This window comes from Microbacterium sp. 71-23, from assembly GCF_001897265.1.
Taxonomy (GTDB): domain Bacteria; phylum Actinomycetota; class Actinomycetes; order Actinomycetales; family Microbacteriaceae; genus Microbacterium; species Microbacterium ginsengisoli.
The window spans coordinates 128,111-143,428 of record NZ_MKSL01000017.1; the positions used below are offsets into that span (position 1 = coordinate 128,111).

Here is a 15,318-nt window from a genome sequence, read left to right on the forward strand (position 1 = left end):
CCGCCGCCGAGTAGCGTGGGGGGATGCCGCAGCACGACGCCGATCCGACGGTCGCCGCCCTGTCGGAGGGCGAGGTGCTCGCAGCGATCCTCGCGGAGGTGGGCGCGTCGCGCGCGGAGGTCGGCCCCGGCGACGATGCCGCCGTGATCGCGGCTCCCTCGGGTCGGATGGTCGCCACTGTCGACACGCTGGTGCACGGACCCGACTTCCGGCTCGCATGGACGAGCGGGTTCGACCTGGGCTGGAAGGCGGCGGCCGTCAATCTCGCGGATGTCGCGGCGATGGGAGCGACCCCGACGGCCCTGCTCGTGGCGCTCGCGATGCCCGACCACACTCGCCTGTCGTTCGTGACCGACGTGGCCCGGGGGTTGCGTGCGGCGTGTGATGCGCTGGCGCCCGGCTGCTCGGTGGAGGGCGGGGATCTGACCGTCTCCGACACGCTGACCGTGGCGGTGACCGCTCTCGGCATACCGGTGACGACGCCGGTGACCCGCGCCGGGGCGAGGGTCGGCGACGTCGTGGCGATCGCCGGGGAGCTCGGCCGTGCGGCGGCGGGGCTCGACATCCTGTTCACTCGGTTCCGTGACGACGCCGGGCAGCCGGTTCCGGTGGTGGACGCGCGCCTCTCGCCCGTGGATCACGAGCTCGTCGTCGCGCAGCTGCGCCCCTCGCCGCCCATCGGGGCGGGGGTGATCGCCGCGCGCGCCGGAGCCACGGCGATGATGGACGTCTCCGACGGGCTCGCCCTCGATGCATCGCGACTGGCCCGCGCCTCCGGCGTCACTATCGATCTGGATGCCGCGGCCCTCGGCCCGGACAGAGAGCGTGCGCTCGGCGGCGGCGAGGACCACGCGCTGCTGGCGACGTATCCCGCGGGCGCTGCGGTGCCGGCTCCGTTCCGTCCCATCGGAGTCGTGCGACCGGCCGGTGATATCGCCCTGCGGCTCGACGGCGAGCCCGTCACCCGGCCTCCCGGCTGGGATCCGTACCGCGACTGGGATTCCGCGCGGGGCTAGGCGGTGCCCGGTTCGTCGCCGTCGTCGGGTTCGATCCACCACAGGGTCGTGTCGCCGTAGCGCCGATCGCGGAACACGCGCAGGCCCGGCGGCAGGAGGGGCTCGGGGGAGCGGGCGTCCCGCTCGACGACGACGACGGCGTGCGTCGCAAGGTGCGGGATCAGCAGCGTCAGCACCCGGGTGATCTCCTGCTCGTCGACCGCGTAGGGCGGGTCGATCAGGGCGAGGTCGATGTCGTCCGAGAACCCGCGCAGGAACGCCTCGACGGCGGCGCGGTGCACGCGCACGGTCGCGGCGGGCACGGCTCGGCGTACCCGCGCGGCGTTGCGCTCGGCGACCACAGCGGCCCGCGGCGCCTTCTCGACGAGATCGGCGCGGTGGGCACCGCGACTGATCGCTTCGAGGCCGAGCGCACCGGAGCCTGCGTAGAGGTCGAGCACGCGCGCGCCGCGCAGGGCATCGGCCGACTCCAGCGCGCCGAACAGCGATTCGCGCACACGGTCGCTCGTCGGCCGCGTGCCGGCGTCGGGCACCTCGAGGGTGAGGGAGCCGGCCGCTCCCGCGATGATCCGGGTCACCGTCCCACGATAGCGACGGGCCTGTCGGCGGCCCGCCCTAGACTCGCAGCATGCCGCCGCTGCGTCTCGATTCGCCGCTCGGCGATGTGCTCGACGACAAGGTCGCGAAGGCGCTGACGAAGGCCTTCGGCATGGCCCGCGTCGGTGATCTGCTGGCGCATTACCCGCGGCGCTACGCGCTGCGGGGCGAACTGACGCCCATCGCCTCGTTGACGGTCGGTGAGCAGGTGTCGATCGTCGCGGAGATCGTGTCGGTCGCCGAGAGGCGGATGCACAACCGCCGCGGCTCGCTGCTCGAGGTCGTGATCTCCGATGGCGAGGGACAGCTCTCCCTCACGTTCTTCAATCAGTCCTGGCGGATGGGTGAGCTGCGACGTGGTCGGCGGGGAATGTTCTCGGGCAAGGTGGGGGAGTTCCGCGGCGGCAAGCAGTTCGCGCACCCCGACTACCAGCTCTTCGACGATCTGGAGACCGCGGCCCAGACCGCGCAGGCGCTGGCGAGCCGTCCGATTCCGGTGTACCCGGCGACGGCCGCCGTGGCGACCTGGACGATCGCCAAGGCCGTCGAAGGGGCGCTCGACGGTCTCGGTGAGGTCGACGACCCGCTCCCCGACGACCTGCGGCGCCGTCACGCCCTGCTTCCCGCTCGCACGGCGCTCGAGCACATCCATCGGCCGTCGGTGATCGACGATGTCGCCCCCGCGCAGCAGACGCTGCGGATGCAAGAGGCCCTCGTGCTCCAAGCGGGGCTCCTTCAGCAACGAGCGGCGGTGGCGGCGTTGCACGCACGACCACGCCCTGCCGGCGAGCTGCGGGAATCCTTCGACGCCCGGCTCACCTTTGCGCTCACCGACGATCAGGCCTCGGTCGGAGAGCAGATCGCCGCAGACCTCGTCGCCGAGCGGCCGATGAACCGGCTCGTGCAGGGCGAGGTCGGGTCCGGGAAGACCCTCATCGCGCTGCGCGCGATGCTGCAGGTCGCCGAGTCCGGCGGGCAGGCGGCGCTCATCGCACCGACCGAGGTGCTCGCCGCCCAGCATCTGCGATCGATCGCCGCGATGCTCGGACCCGACCTGTCCGCAAAGCTCATCCCGACGCTGCTGACTGGTCAGATGCCGGCGGCCGACCGTCGCCGGGCGGCGCTGCGGGTGGCATCCGGTCAGTCGCTCATCGTCGTGGGCACGCACGCCCTGTTGAGCGCCACGACGACGTTCGCCGACCTCGCCCTCGTCGTCGTCGACGAGCAGCACCGGTTCGGGGTCGAGCAGCGCGACGCCCTGCGCGCGAAGGGCACCGCCCCGCATGTGCTCGTGCTCACCGCCACCCCGATCCCGCGCACCGTCGCGATGACGGTCTTCGGAGACCTCGACGTCTCAACGATCCGCACCCTGCCTCCCGGCCGCGCCGGCATCGAGAGCTTCGTCGCGCCGCTCGCCGAGAAGCCGAGCTGGTTCGGCCGGGTGTGGGATCGCGCTGCCGAGGAGGTCGCGGCCGGCCGCCAGGTGTTCGTCGTGTGTGCCGCGATCGACGTGGACGTCGACGAACCGGGCGACGCGCCGTCGGCGACGGATGCCGCAGCCTCCCGACCGACCTGGGGAGTCGCCCAGGTGGCGACCCTCCTGTCGCAGCTCCCGCGATTCGCTCAGGTGCGCATCGAGATCTTGCACGGGCGCATGCCGAGCGACGAGAAGGATGCCGTCATGCGCCGCGTCGCCGCGGGCGAGGTCGACCTGCTCATCGCGACGACGGTGATCGAGGTCGGGGTCGACGTGCCGAACGCGTCGACGATGATCGTGCTCGATGCCGACCGTTTCGGCGTCTCGCAGCTGCACCAGCTGCGAGGCCGGGTAGGTCGCGGTTCGGTGCCGGGGCTGTGCCTCCTCGTGACGGAGGCGGCTGTCGGCAGCCCGGCGCGCGAGCGGGTGGAGGCGGTGGCCGCCACCCTCGACGGCTTCGTCCTCGCCGAGGTCGACCTCGAGCTGCGGGGCGAGGGAGATGTGCTCGGCGCAGCGCAGTCCGGCGCGCGCAGCTCGCTGCGCCTGCTGCGGGTCGTCGCCGACGCCGATCTGATCGCGGAGGCGCGGGACGAGGCATCCGTACTGCTGGCGGACGATCCGCAGCTGACGGCGCACCCTGGTCTGCGGGATGCGATCGAGCGGCGGCTCGACGACGACACGCGCGCGGCCCTCGGCAAGAACTGACTCGGGGCCGGCTCGCGTGACGCGCCCGACTAGGCTGGCCGCGTGAGCAATCGGATCGCCGTCGTTCCCGGATCGTTCGATCCGCCCACCCTCGGTCACCTCGACGTCATCCGTCGGGCCGCCGCGCTGTACGACGAGATCCACGTGCTGGTGGTCCACAACCCCGGCAAAGAGGCAATGCTGCCCATCGCTCAGCGTCTGAGCCTCCTCGAGCAGTCGATCGCCGAGGCCGAGGTGCCGGGCAAGATCACCGTCGCGTCGTGGAGTGTCGGGCTCCTCGTCGACTACGCCACCGACGTGGGCGCGGGAGTGCTCGTCAAGGGCATCCGTTCCCAGGTGGATGTCGCCTACGAGACGCCCATGGCGATCGTGAACCGTCACCTCGCCGGTATCGAAACCGTCTTCCTCCTCCCCGACCCCTCCCATGCGCTCGTGTCGAGTTCTCTGGTGCGTCAGGTCGCGGGGCTCGGCGGCGATGTCTCGCCGTACGTTCCGGCCCCGGTGGCGCGGTTCCTCGACACCGGCGCGCGCGGCATCTGACCGGCCCCGCGCGTTCCCTGCCGGGCTAGGATTCCGGGGTGAGGAACTCCCGGCCCGGCCCCTTCAGCCTGAACGTCCGCGATATCGTGCGCCGTCCCGGCGAGATGCGCGAGCACTCGATCGACGTGCCGCTCGCCGAGAAGTGGGGCGAGGGTCTCGTGGCCGTCCCGTCGGGTTCGGCCGTCGAGCTCGATGTGCGGCTGGAGTCGGTGCACGAGGGGATTCTCGCCACCGGCGACGTGCACGCCGACTACGAAGGCATCTGCGGCAGATGCCTCACCGAGATCGCCGCGCCCGTCGATGTCGAGTTCCAGGAGCTTTTCGCGTATCCTGGAGAGGAAGCGAACGACTTCGAGGTTCAAGACGACCACGTGGATCTTGAAACTGTGGTCAGGGATGCCATCGTCCTCTCGCTTCCGTTCCAGCCGGTGTGCCGGCCAGAGTGCCCCGGTCTCGACCCCGAGACCGGCGAGCTTCTGGACGAGCAGAGCGGCGCGACATCCGGTGAGGCCCTCGATCCACGCTGGGCGGCACTGGAGAAGTTCGCAGCGGAACAGAACGATGAGTCCGGCGAGTCCGGGCGGACACCCCAGAACTCCTAGAACGAAAAGGAAGACCCATGGCAGGTAACCCTCCGAAGCGCAAGGTCTCGCGCTCGAACACCCGCTCGCGCCGCGCGCAGTGGAAGGCCGAAGCGCCCGCGCTGGTCAAGACCATCGAGAACGGCAAGGTTGTCTACAGCCGCCCCCACCAGGCGAAGGTCGTCACCGACTCGCAGGGCACCGAGCTGTTCCTCGAGTACAAGGGCCGCAAGGTCGCAGACATCTGAGACCCGCTCGGTGAGCGACGTCTCCGCGGACACCTCCGCACTCCTCCGCAAGCTCGGGGTCGACATCGACCCCGAGCTTGCGGCATTGGCCCTGACGCATCGGTCGTACGCGTACGAGCACGGGCAGATCCCGCACAACGAGCGCCTCGAGTTCCTCGGCGACTCGGTGCTGGGGCAGGCCGTGACAGTGAAGCTCTATCGCGAGAATCCCGATCTCGACGAAGGGGCGCTCGCCAAGCGACGCGCGAGCGTCGTCTCCACGGTTGCCCTGGCCGAGACCGCGAGGCGGGTCGGCATCGGCGAATATGTGCGCCTTGGCCGAGGCGAAGAGCTCACCGGCGGGCGGGACAAGGACTCCATCCTCGCGGACACGACGGAGGCGCTCATCGGCGCCACCTATCTCTCGGCGGGAGCCGACGCGGCGACCGGCCTCGTGCTGCGGCTCATCGAGCCGCTCCTGGCCGACCCCGACCGCTACGGCGCGGCGATCGACCCGAAGACGAGCCTGCAAGAGCTCGCCGCACGGCTCGGTCGCCCGGCACCGACCTACTCGGTGGCCTCCGACGGACCCGACCATGCGCGGGTGTTCACCGCGCGTGTCGCCGTCGGTGACGTCGCCGGCAGCGGGTCGGGCACGAGCAAGAAGCACGCGGAGATGGCCGCCGCCCTCGCCGCGTGGAACACGCTGTCCGGGCGTGCCTGAGCTTCCCGAGGTCGAGGTCGTGCGCGCGGGTCTCGCGCCCGCCGTCACCGGTGCCCGCGTTGTCAGCGTCACGGTGCTCGACGACCGTGCCCTGACGCGCCACCGGGGCGCGGCATCCGATTTCGAGAGCGCCCTCACCGGTCGTGTGCTCACCGGTGTGGTGCGCCGAGGCAAGTTCCTCTGGCTGCCGATCGAGACGGATGCCGCAGCCCGGGCGGTCGTCGGTCATCTTGGTATGAGCGGCCAGCTGCTGCTGCGCGCGCCCGGCGCGCCGGCGGAGCGTCACGAACGCGTGCGCATCGAGCTCGCCCACCCGCGGCACGGAGAGCTCGCGGTGGTGTTCGCCGACCAGCGCACATTCGGGTCGCTCGCGATCGACGAGCTCGTGCCGACGATCGACGGTGCCGCGGGAGGATTCGGCTCGGACGTGCCGCTGGTACCGGTGCAGGCCGCGCACATCGCGCGCGATCCGCTCGACCCCGCGTTCGACGAGGCGTTGTTCCGGCGTCGGGTGGGGGCATCCGTGTCGGCCGTGAAGCGCGTACTGCTCGATCAGACGACCGTCAGCGGGATCGGCAACATCTACGCCGACGAGTCGCTGTGGGCGGCGCGCGTGCACCCGGAGACTCCGGCCCGGGCGCTCGCTACGCGCACCGTCACCCGCCTTCTCGACGAGGTGCGTGTGGTGCTCGAGCGTGCTCTCGCCGAGGGCGGCACGAGCTTCGACGCGCAGTACGTGAACGTCAACGGGCAGGCCGGCTACTTCGCCCACTCGCTGCGGGCCTATGGCCGCACCGGCCAGCCGTGCCCGCGCTGCGGCACGCCGATTCTGCGGGTGAGCTTCACCAACCGGTCGAGCCACTTCTGCCCGCGGTGCCAGCGGCGCCGCAGCGCACGCTGACACCGCGTCGGGTCACTCCAGGTCTCGCCGCCACGCGCCGATGTAGGCGGCCGGCGTGAATCCGAGGGTCTCGTTGATCGAGAGCATCGGCCGGTTCTCCTCCGCGTTGAAGGTGAGGAGCCGGGGCGAGTCGGGCACGAGCTCCCGCCAGCGTCGCAGTCCTGCGCACTTCACGAGCATGCCGAGCCGATGTCCCCGGTGCTCCGAGAGCACGAGCGTGTCCATCTGGGAGGAGGCGAGCGTCGGATCGGTGCGGCTGGCGAGCTCGTTGAAGGCGCAGAGTCGTCCGGATGCGACATGGCGGGCGGCCGTCACGAGCACGCGCTCCCCGCTGTCGAGGTAGCGCTGCTCCATACGGCGCACGCGGTCCGCGTCCCACACCTCCTCGTCGACCTCCATGTCACCGACGGGCGTGTCCGTCGACATGCGCGACTTCATCCAGGCGTAGTCGAGCGTGAACTCCTCGGGCGTCGGATACTCCCACTGCACGACCTCGTAGCCGACAGCGAACTCGGCCGCCGCCGCGGCCGCGGCGACCACCACGGAGGCGTCGGCATGCAGGTCGAACACGCTCTTGCGTTCGACCTGGCCGAGCACATAGCCGCGACCCTCGAGGAAACGAGCGGTGTGATCACGGGGGATGCGGCCGAACCCGGTGGGTGACGCGAGGTGTTCGCCGGATGCCGCGGGGTGCTCGGCGAACGTCTGCATCACCGTGCGGCCCAGTTCGCGCGCGGTGCGTTCGGCGAGGTCGAACCCCGCCGTTCCGATGCCGCGCCCCCAGACCTCCCGCAGAAGCTCGACCAGCAAGTAGGCGGATCGGGCACCGGGGGTGTGGAAGGCGTCGACCGTCACTCGACCGATGGGAGCGCCCTCGTCGCGCACGAGCCAGACGAGGCGGGTGCGATCGGGGTCGTCCTGGTAGTGGGGGAGAAGCTCGGCAGGCGTCTGGTCCTCGTCGGCATTGCCGGAGATCTCGAGGTAGATGCGGTTGCGCACCTCGACCATGTCGATGAAGTCGGTGGCGTCCGCGTCGTCGATGCGCGCGGGGATCGTGAGCGGGACGAAGCTCACGGGAGGGGTGTCCATGGGGGATTCCTTCTGCAGGGGTGAGAGGTCGGGGGTCCGGAGAGGACCCCCGACCGGTGCCGTCAGCGACGGATGTCAAGGAGCGCGGCGCGCTCCCACTCCGCCTCGCGGCGGCGGCGAGCGGACTCGACATCGTCGCGGAGGCGGTGCGATTCGCGATCGGCGGTGAGACGCGACATCCGCTGACCCCAGAGGATCAGCCGGAGGCCGAGATGCATCGCCCAGCGATCGAGCAGGCCGGTATGGGGCGGGTGGGACCGCTCGATCTCGGCGTGGTGCGCGGCAGCGGGGCGCTGCGGCGCGGGGGTGAGCAGGGTGTTCATGGGGGTTCCTTCGAGGGGAGACTCGTCGACCGGACGGTCGACGGCGTGCGCGCCGCAGCGCGGACGAGGGGATGCCGCGGACGAAACCGTCGTAGGCGGCGAGGCGGACCCGGAGGTCGAGAGGCGCCCGGTGGGCGCGGCCGTCGGTGACGGCGGGAGGGCGGCGGACGGCGCGGAGCGTCGACCTGACCTACGCGGTGCGCAGTCCGGTGCCGGCGAGTCCCATGACAGCGGGGACGGTTGCCGACACGGCGCGAGTGCGCGGGAATCCGGTGGTGTGGATGGTGATCATGGCAACCTCCTCTCGATGTCGTGGTGCGGTTGAGCACGCTATCGGCTGACGTACAGACGAGTCAAGCGCCCGGGCGTGTCGCGGCGCGTCGCGCCCCCGCGGTGAGCTGGGGCATCCGCTCGCGTGGGGTGCCTGATCGGCGGCGCCGCTCCGGTACCGTGGGGGTTTACCCGAACGAGCCCGGAGGATGAACGGATGCACCTGAAGAGCCTGACGCTCAAAGGGTTCAAGTCGTTCGCCCAGCCGACGACCTTTGCGTTCGAACCGGGAGTGACGGCCATCGTCGGTCCGAACGGCTCGGGCAAGTCGAACGTCGTCGACGCGCTCGCCTGGGTGATGGGGGAGCAGGGTGCGAAGACCCTGCGCGGCGCGAAGATGGAAGACGTCATCTTCGCGGGCACGTCGACGCGTGGACCCCTCGGCCGCGCAGAGGTCACACTGACCATCGACAACTCCGACGGCGCACTGCCGATCGAATACGCCGAGGTGACGATCAGTCGCACGCTGTTCCGCAACGGCACCAGCGAGTACGCGATCAACGGCGAAGGATGCCGCCTCCTCGACGTGCAGGAGCTGCTCAGCGACTCCGGGCTCGGCCGGGAGATGCACGTGATCGTCGGACAGGGGCGTCTGGACACGGTGCTGCAGGCCACGCCGGAGGATCGCCGCGGGTTCATCGAGGAGGCCGCGGGCATTCTGAAGCACCGCCGCCGCAAGGAGAAGACGCTGCGCAAGCTCGAGGCGATGGAAGCGAACCTGCTTCGCCTGTCCGACCTCGCCGGCGAGGTGCGTCGCCAGCTCAAGCCGCTCGGCCGGCAGGCCGAGATCGCGCGTGAAGCCGCCACGATCGCCGCCGTGGTGCGCGACGCGAAGGCACGGCTCTACGCTGACGAGCTCGTTCGGCTGCGGGCCGAGCTCACCCTCGCGACGCAGAACGAACAGACCCGACACGCCGAACGGATCGCTCTGCAGGACCAGGTCGAGACCCTGCGGCTGCGGGTGCAGGCGCTCGAGGCGCAGCAGCGCTCCGAGCTGGTCGACGACGCCCGACGCACCGCGTTCGGGCTCGAACAGGTGCAGGAGCGCCTTCGCGCGCTCTACGCCCTCGCGGGCCAGCGTCTCGCCCTGCTGAGCGAGGACGATGAGGCGGGCGCCGCGGTCGCCACCGTCACGCAGGGAATGATCGACGAGGCCCGCGAGGAGGTCGACCGCATCGCGGGCGGTCGGGGTGACGCCGAGGATGCTGCGGCCGCCGCGGCGCGCACCGTGATCCGGGCCCGCGCCGAGCTCGACGCCCTCGACGCGGACATCGCGGCGCAGAGCGCACTCGTGTCCGAGCACGACATGCGCCTCACCGCGCTGCGCGGGTCGGCGGAGGCCGCCGAGTCTGCGCTCGCGGCCGTGCAAGCCGCGGTCGACCGTCAGCAGCGCGCACTCGACGCGGCCGTGCAGCGCCGGGAGGAGGCCGCCGCCGTTCTCGCCGGCCTCGATCCCGATCTTGCGCCGGAGCGATCCGCGGGCGAGTTCGCGACGGCGTACGAGCAGTCGCAGCGCCGTGCGAACGAGCTCGAGTCGGATGTCGCGGGCATCCGCGAACGCCTGCACGCCGCCGAGCGCGAGGCAGAGGCGCTGACGGCCGAGGCCGCCGCGCTCGCCCGCGCGCTCGACGTGCGAAACGGGGCCGCCGCGCTCGTCGCCGAGGGTGGGGCCGGGGTGCGGGGGCTCGTCTCCGACGCCGTGAAGGTCACGGCCGGATACGAGGCGGCGATCGCGGCCGCTCTGGGCGCGGTGGCAGAGGGCGTGCTCGTCGACTCCGCGGAGGCCGGCTTGGTTGCGGCGGACGCCGTGCGCCGCGCCGACGACGGCGTTGTCGACATCGTCTTCGCCGCGCCGTACACCGATGTCGATGCGCCGGTTATCCCGGATGCCGTCGCGGCCGTCTCCGTCGTGAATGCCCCGGATGGCATACAGCGCCTGCTCGCGCAAGTCGTCGTGGTCGACGACCTGGAGAGCGCGCACCGTGTCGCGCGATCGCACCCGTCGATCGTCTGCGTCACACGGGCCGGGGAGCACGTGACGTCCCAGACGATCCGCGCGGGCTCCGGGGCCGGCCGTTCGCGCCTCGAGCTCGCCGCGCAGCGGGATGCCGCGGCATCCCGAGTGTCAGAGATCACCGTCGTCGCCGACTCGCTGCGCGAGGCTCTGGCCGAGCGCACTGCCGAGCTCGCCGAGATGCGCCACGCGGCACGGCGAGCGCTCGACGACCTGCGCGCGAATGACGCCGCCGTCGCCGCACACGCCGAGCAGGTCAACCGGGCGACCGTGCGACACGAGTCGGCCAGTGCGGAGTGCGACCGACTGACGACCACCCTCGGGCAGGCGCAGAGCGCCGTCGACGAAGCGGTCGATGCGGCCAGGGTGTCCCGTGACCGCCTCGACACGGCGCTCGAGGCGCCGCGGCCCATCCTCGACGCGTCCGCGCGCGACGGACTGCTCGCGACGCTCGACGGTGCGCGAGAGTCGGAGATGCAGACGCGTCTGGAGGTCGAGACGCTCAAGGAGCGTGTGCGCGCGCAGGAGGCGCGGGTCGACGCCCTCGAACGACAGCGGGAGCGCGAACGCGCCGCAGCGGAGGAATCCGCCCGGCGCACGGTGCTCCGGCGGGCGCAGCGTCAGATCGCCGCGGACGTCGCCGGTCGCCTTCCCGCCGTGCTCGACTCGGTCGATCGTTCGGTCAGTGAGGCGCGTGTCGCCCTCGCTGCCGCCGAGGCGGCGCGTACACAGGTGACCGCCGAGCTCGCCGAGCTGCGACGGCAGGAGGGGACGGCCCGGGAACGGCTGGCTGCCACGACCGAGAGCGTGCACAGCATCGAGCTGCAGATGCACGAGAAGCGTCTGCACGTCACGAGCCTGCTCGAACGCGTCGCGAGTGAGCTCGCCCTCGAGGAGGACATTCTCGTCGCGGAATACGGGCCGGAGGTCGCGATCCCGCCGGACCCCGTGCTGGTCGACTCCGAGTCGGCAGACGAGTCCGTGTCCGACGAGGATCCGGCTCCGGTGCCCTTCGACCGCGCCACGCAGCGCAAGCGGCTCGCGGAGGCCGAGCGCAAGCTCGCCCAGCTCGGCCGTGTGAATCCGCTCGCGCTCGAGGAGTTCGCCGCACTCGAGCAGCGACACGTCTTCCTCACCGAGCAGCTCGCCGACCTGACCCAGACCCGCGCCGACCTGGTCACGATCATCGGCGAGCTCGACGAGCGCATGCAGACGATCTTCCTCGCCGCGTTCGAGGACACCCGCGAAGCCTTCACCGAGGTGTTCCCGATGCTGTTCCCCGGCGGCACGGGCAGCATCTCGCTCACCCACCCCGAGGAGCCCCTCATCACGGGAATCGAGGTCTCGGTGCGGCCGGTCGGCAAGAAGGTGGAGCGGCTCTCGCTGCTCTCGGGGGGAGAGCGCTCCCTCGCGGCGGTCGCGCTGCTCGTCGCGATCTTCACCGCACGGCCCAGCCCCTTCTACATCCTCGACGAGGTCGAGGCGGCCCTCGACGACGCGAACCTCGGTCGCCTGCTCTCGGTGTTCGAGCGCCTGCGCGCCTCGAGTCAGCTCATCGTCATCACGCACCAGAAGCGGACGATGGAGATCGCGGACGCCCTGTACGGCGTCTCGATGCGGCAGGACGGCGTGTCGGCGGTCGTCGGGCAGCGCGTGCGGGAGGCGGCCACGGCGGCGCCGTAGGCTGGAGTCATGGCGGAAAGATCCTGGTCGCTGGGGCGTGCTCTGAGGGGCATGTTCGTCAAACCGGTCATCGACGAGACGACCTGGGACGACCTCGAGACGGCGCTCATCACGGCCGACTTCGGGCCCGACATCTCCGAGCGCATCGTAGACGAGCTGCGCGAGAAGGTCGACCGGTTCCGCACGACGGATCCGAAGGACCTCCAGCGGATGCTGCGGGAGACCCTCGAGGAGCACTTCGCGAAGTTCGACACGACGCTGCGCCTCACCGAGCGCCCGGCGATCGTGCTGGTCGTCGGTGTGAACGGCGTGGGGAAGACCACGACGATCGGCAAGTTCGCGCACTATCTGCAGCGGTTCGACCGCTCGGTGGTGGTCGGAGCGGCCGACACGTTCCGCGCCGCGGCCGTCGAGCAGCTCGCGACGTGGGCGGAGCGCGGCGGCGCGGAGATCGTGCGGCCGCAGCAGGAGGGCCAGGATCCGGCATCGGTCGCGTTCCAGACCATCCAATATGCGAAGGACCACGACACGCAGATCGTGCTGGTCGACACCGCGGGGCGTCTGCACACCAAGGGCGGCCTGATGGACGAGCTCGGCAAGATCACGCGCGTGATCGAGAAGCTCGCACCGATCAGCGAAGTGCTCCTGGTGCTCGACGCCACGACCGGGCAGAACGGCGTCCTGCAGGCGCAGGCGTTCCTCGAGCACGCGGGCGTCACCGGGCTCGTCATCACGAAGCTCGACGGCTCGGCGAAGGGCGGCTTCGTGCTCGCCGTGCAGGAGCGCACCGGCATCCCGGTGAAGCTCCTCGGTCAGGGCGAGGGGATCGGCGATCTCACCGGCTTCACCCCGCACGTGTTCGTCGAGGCTCTCGTCGGCTGAGCGCGTCGGGCTACCGCCCGGGCAGTCCTGCTGGTTTCATGGGGACATGGCGATCGAGCACGACTTCTTCGGACTCCTCGAGTCCGGCCCCGACGGATCGATCTTCTGGTCGGAGACGGTCGAGTTCGGCGACCAGTCGGTGACGGTCGATCTCACGGCGCCCGATCAGGAGGATGTCACCACCGCGGCGCTCGACACGGCGGCGGCCATCATCTCTGCCCTCGAGCGGGTCGACCTCATGGCCCGCAATGCCATGGTCGGCGAGCTCGACGACCGCACGAGCGAGGTCACCGAGTACGTGCTGCAGCAGCAGGAACGCCTCGGCGACGAGCTGGAGGACTTCCTCGTGGATGTCTCGGGCGACGACCACATCGACATTATCCGCGCTCTCACACTCACGAGTCTCACGATCCTCGCGGACGAGCACGACGGCACCGAGCCGTTCGCAGTTCTCGAGTACGCGCTCGATCCCGAAGGCGCCGACGACGCGCTGCTCGTGAACCTCGACTCCGACGGTCAGGTCTCGTCGGTCAGTTCGGCCGACTGAGACCTGTCACACCGCCTGCGCGAAGGTGGTGTCGCCGGCTTGGATGTCGCGGGCGAGGTGCTGCAGGTCCTCAGGGATGTCGCGGCCCTTGGCGAGCATCGACTGCGCCCAGAGGCGCCCGGCCCGGTACGACGAGCGCACGAGCGGCCCCGCGAGCACGCCCAGGAACCCGATGCGCTCGGCCTCCTGCTTGAACTCGACGAACTCCTCGGGCTTCACCCAGCGCGCCACAGGGAGGTGGCGCGGGGTCGGCCGCAGGTACTGGGTGATCGTGATGATGTCGGTGCCGGCATCGTGGAGGTCCTGCAGCGCCTGTACGACTTCTGCGGGCTCCTCGCCCATGCCGAGGATCAGGTTCGACTTCGTGATGAGGCCTGCCGCGCGGGCCTGGGTCAGCACGCCCAGTGATCGCTCGTAGCGGAAGGCGGGACGGATGCGCTTGAAGATGCGCGGCACGGTCTCGACGTTGTGGGCGAACACCTCGGGGCGCGCCGCGAACACCTCGCCGAGCAGGTCGGGGTTTCCGGAGAAGTCCGTCGCGAGGATCTCGACTCCGGTGCCGGGGTTCTGCGCGTGGATCTGACGCACGGTCTCGGCGTGCAGCCATGCGCCCTCATCGGGGAGGTCGTCGCGGGCGACGCCGGTGACGGTGGCGTAGCGCAGCTGCATCCGAGTGACGCTCTCCGCCACCCGGCGCGGCTCGTCGGTGTCGTAATCGGCGGGCTTGCCGGTGTCGATCTGGCAGAAGTCGCAGCGGCGGGTGCACTGCGAGCCGCCGATGAGGAAGGTGGCCTCGCGGTCCTCCCAGCACTCGAAGATGTTGGGGCATCCCGCCTCCTGGCACACGGTGTGCAGGTCTTCGTTCTTCACGAGAGCGTGAAGCTCCCGGTACTCGGGGCCGAGCTTCGCCTTGGTCTTGATCCACTCGGGCTTGCGTTCGATGGGGGTCTCCGCGTTGCGCACCTCGAGGCGCAGCAGCTTGCGGCCCTCCGGCCCGGCGCTCACGCGACGGCCCCCGCGTACTCGCCGGCGAAGACCTCGGCGACCGACGCGAGGATGTCGCGGGGCGCGACATCCTGCCCGACGACCTCGCTGACCGTGGTGACTCCCGCGTCGGTGATACCGCAGGGGATGATGCCGCCGAAGCCGCTGAGGGTGTTGTCGCAGTTGACCGCGAATCCGTGCATGGTGACGCCCTTCTCGACGCGCACGCCGATGGCGGCGACCTTGTCCTCCGACAGCGGACGGCGCACCCAGACGCCGCTGCGTCCCTCGACCTGGTAGCCGTCGACGCCGTGCCGGGCGAGTGCGGCGATGAGGAGGCGTTCGATGCGGCGCACGTGGGCGACGACGTCGACGGGCTCGCCCAGGCGCACGATCGGGTAGCCGACGAGCTGGCCGGGTCCGTGCCAGGTGATCTTGCCGCCGCGGTCGACGTCGATGACGGGCGTGCCGTCCTGCGGGCGCTCCTGCGGCTCGGTGCGCTTGCCGGCCGTGTAGACGGCCTCGTGCTCGAGCAGCAGCAGGGTGTCGTTACGGGTGCCGGCGACGACGTCGGCGTGGATGCGGCGCTGCAGTGCCCAGCCGTCGAGGTAGGGCACGTAATCGGGCGCGAGGCCCACGGTCTGGATGTCGAGCACGATGCTCCGATCATTGATTGCTGGACTGCGTCCAACAATACG

General features: G+C 70.9%; 15 protein-coding genes. 10 read left to right on the forward strand and 5 right to left on the reverse strand.

The annotated features are described in order from the left end of the window. Window positions 1–23: 23 nt before the first annotated feature. Window positions 24–1,016, forward strand: a complete 993-nt coding sequence (gene thiL, locus BGO15_RS07220) for a thiamine-phosphate kinase (protein WP_056206949.1) — start codon at window positions 24–26, stop codon at window positions 1,014–1,016. Here thiL and BGO15_RS07225 read toward each other — a convergent pair. Further along, entirely contained in the window at window positions 1,013–1,594 is a 582-nt protein-coding gene (locus BGO15_RS07225; protein WP_056206948.1) for an RsmD family RNA methyltransferase, read from the reverse strand. The genes thiL and BGO15_RS07225 overlap by 4 nt on opposite strands. A gap of 50 nt (window positions 1,595–1,644) precedes the next feature. On the opposite strand from BGO15_RS07225, the gene BGO15_RS07230 reads away from it, so the two are divergent. The 6 genes from BGO15_RS07230 (at window position 1,645) to mutM (ending at window position 6,768) form a co-directional block, all read left to right on the forward strand. After that, window positions 1,645–3,795: an ATP-dependent DNA helicase RecG gene (locus tag BGO15_RS07230; RefSeq protein ID WP_056206946.1), complete on the forward strand. Its 2,151-nt coding sequence runs from the start codon at window positions 1,645–1,647 to the stop codon at window positions 3,793–3,795. A 42-nt stretch (window positions 3,796–3,837) separates the two neighbouring features. Further along, window positions 3,838–4,335, forward strand: coding sequence for a pantetheine-phosphate adenylyltransferase (gene coaD, locus BGO15_RS07235; RefSeq protein WP_045248452.1), 498 nt, complete (start codon window positions 3,838–3,840; stop codon window positions 4,333–4,335). Between the two features lie 104 nt (window positions 4,336–4,439). After that, window positions 4,440–4,937 (forward strand): YceD family protein, encoded by a 498-nt coding sequence (locus tag BGO15_RS07240; protein ID WP_045248562.1) that lies wholly within the window; start codon window positions 4,440–4,442, stop codon window positions 4,935–4,937. A 17-nt stretch (window positions 4,938–4,954) separates the two neighbouring features. Continuing rightward, the gene (rpmF, locus tag BGO15_RS07245) at window positions 4,955–5,164 is read left to right on the forward strand and encodes a 50S ribosomal protein L32 (protein ID WP_045248451.1); all 210 of its coding nucleotides are present in this window, start codon (window positions 4,955–4,957) and stop codon (window positions 5,162–5,164) included. A 10-nt stretch (window positions 5,165–5,174) separates the two neighbouring features. Next, entirely contained in the window at window positions 5,175–5,867 is a 693-nt protein-coding gene (gene rnc / locus BGO15_RS07250) for a ribonuclease III (protein WP_045248450.1), read from the forward strand. Beyond that, window positions 5,860–6,768 carry a bifunctional DNA-formamidopyrimidine glycosylase/DNA-(apurinic or apyrimidinic site) lyase gene (gene mutM, locus BGO15_RS07255; protein WP_056206944.1) on the forward strand — a complete coding sequence of 303 codons (909 nt, stop codon included), beginning with the start codon at window positions 5,860–5,862 and terminating at the stop codon, window positions 6,766–6,768. Before rnc ends, mutM begins: the two co-directional genes overlap by 8 nt. Before the next feature lie 12 nt (window positions 6,769–6,780). Here mutM and BGO15_RS07260 read toward each other — a convergent pair whose 3' ends face one another. Together BGO15_RS07260 and BGO15_RS07265 are read right to left on the reverse strand one after the other, a co-directional pair. After that, window positions 6,781–7,857 (reverse strand): GNAT family N-acetyltransferase, encoded by a 1,077-nt coding sequence (locus BGO15_RS07260; RefSeq protein ID WP_056519859.1) that lies wholly within the window; start codon window positions 7,855–7,857, stop codon window positions 6,781–6,783. Window positions 7,858–7,919: 62 nt separating this feature from the next. Beyond that, complete coding sequence (locus BGO15_RS07265) at window positions 7,920–8,180, reverse strand: hypothetical protein (RefSeq protein ID WP_056519855.1); 261 nt, start codon at window positions 8,178–8,180, stop codon at window positions 7,920–7,922. Between the two features lie 487 nt (window positions 8,181–8,667). Between BGO15_RS07265 and smc the strand changes: the two genes are divergently transcribed. Genes smc through BGO15_RS07280 form a run of 3 tightly spaced genes read left to right on the forward strand, consistent with a single transcriptional unit; the run spans window position 8,668 to window position 13,636 of the window. Further along, on the forward strand, window positions 8,668–12,207 hold the full coding sequence (smc, locus tag BGO15_RS07270) for a chromosome segregation protein SMC (protein ID WP_056206942.1): 3,540 nt from the start codon (window positions 8,668–8,670) through the stop codon (window positions 12,205–12,207). A 9-nt stretch (window positions 12,208–12,216) separates the two neighbouring features. Beyond that, on the forward strand, window positions 12,217–13,089 hold the full coding sequence (gene ftsY / locus BGO15_RS07275; RefSeq protein WP_045248445.1) for a signal recognition particle-docking protein FtsY: 873 nt from the start codon (window positions 12,217–12,219) through the stop codon (window positions 13,087–13,089). Window positions 13,090–13,135: 46 nt separating this feature from the next. Further along, entirely contained in the window at window positions 13,136–13,636 is a 501-nt protein-coding gene (locus tag BGO15_RS07280) for a DUF2004 domain-containing protein (RefSeq protein ID WP_056206939.1), read from the forward strand. Window positions 13,637–13,642: 6 nt separating this feature from the next. On the opposite strand, the gene lipA is transcribed toward BGO15_RS07280, so the two are convergent. Then, entirely contained in the window at window positions 13,643–14,641 is a 999-nt protein-coding gene (lipA, locus tag BGO15_RS07285) for a lipoyl synthase (protein ID WP_045248443.1), read from the reverse strand. After that, the gene (gene lipB, locus BGO15_RS07290) at window positions 14,638–15,276 is read right to left on the reverse strand and encodes a lipoyl(octanoyl) transferase LipB (RefSeq protein WP_056206938.1); all 639 of its coding nucleotides are present in this window, start codon (window positions 15,274–15,276) and stop codon (window positions 14,638–14,640) included. The genes lipA and lipB overlap by 4 nt, the downstream gene beginning before the upstream one ends. Window positions 15,277–15,318 lie beyond the last annotated feature (42 nt).

Bases quoted from the DNA above. Each gene is read 5' to 3' on its own strand.
- smc (WP_056206942.1), top strand. From the start codon at position 8,668: ATGCACCTGAAGAGCCTGACGCTCAAAGGGTTCAAGTCGTTCGCCCAG.
- BGO15_RS07265 (WP_056519855.1), bottom strand. From the start codon at position 8,180: ATGAACACCCTGCTCACCCCCGCGCCGCAGCGCCCCGCTGCCGCGCAC.
- ftsY (WP_045248445.1), top strand. From the start codon at position 12,217: ATGGCGGAAAGATCCTGGTCGCTGGGGCGTGCTCTGAGGGGCATGTTC.
- BGO15_RS07260 (WP_056519859.1), bottom strand. From the start codon at position 7,857: ATGGACACCCCTCCCGTGAGCTTCGTCCCGCTCACGATCCCCGCGCGC.
- thiL (WP_056206949.1), top strand. From the start codon at position 24: ATGCCGCAGCACGACGCCGATCCGACGGTCGCCGCCCTGTCGGAGGGC.
- BGO15_RS07230 (WP_056206946.1), top strand. From the start codon at position 1,645: ATGCCGCCGCTGCGTCTCGATTCGCCGCTCGGCGATGTGCTCGACGAC.
- BGO15_RS07280 (WP_056206939.1), top strand. From the start codon at position 13,136: ATGGCGATCGAGCACGACTTCTTCGGACTCCTCGAGTCCGGCCCCGAC.
- BGO15_RS07240 (WP_045248562.1), top strand. From the start codon at position 4,440: ATGCGCGAGCACTCGATCGACGTGCCGCTCGCCGAGAAGTGGGGCGAG.
- rpmF (WP_045248451.1), top strand. From the start codon at position 4,955: ATGGCAGGTAACCCTCCGAAGCGCAAGGTCTCGCGCTCGAACACCCGC.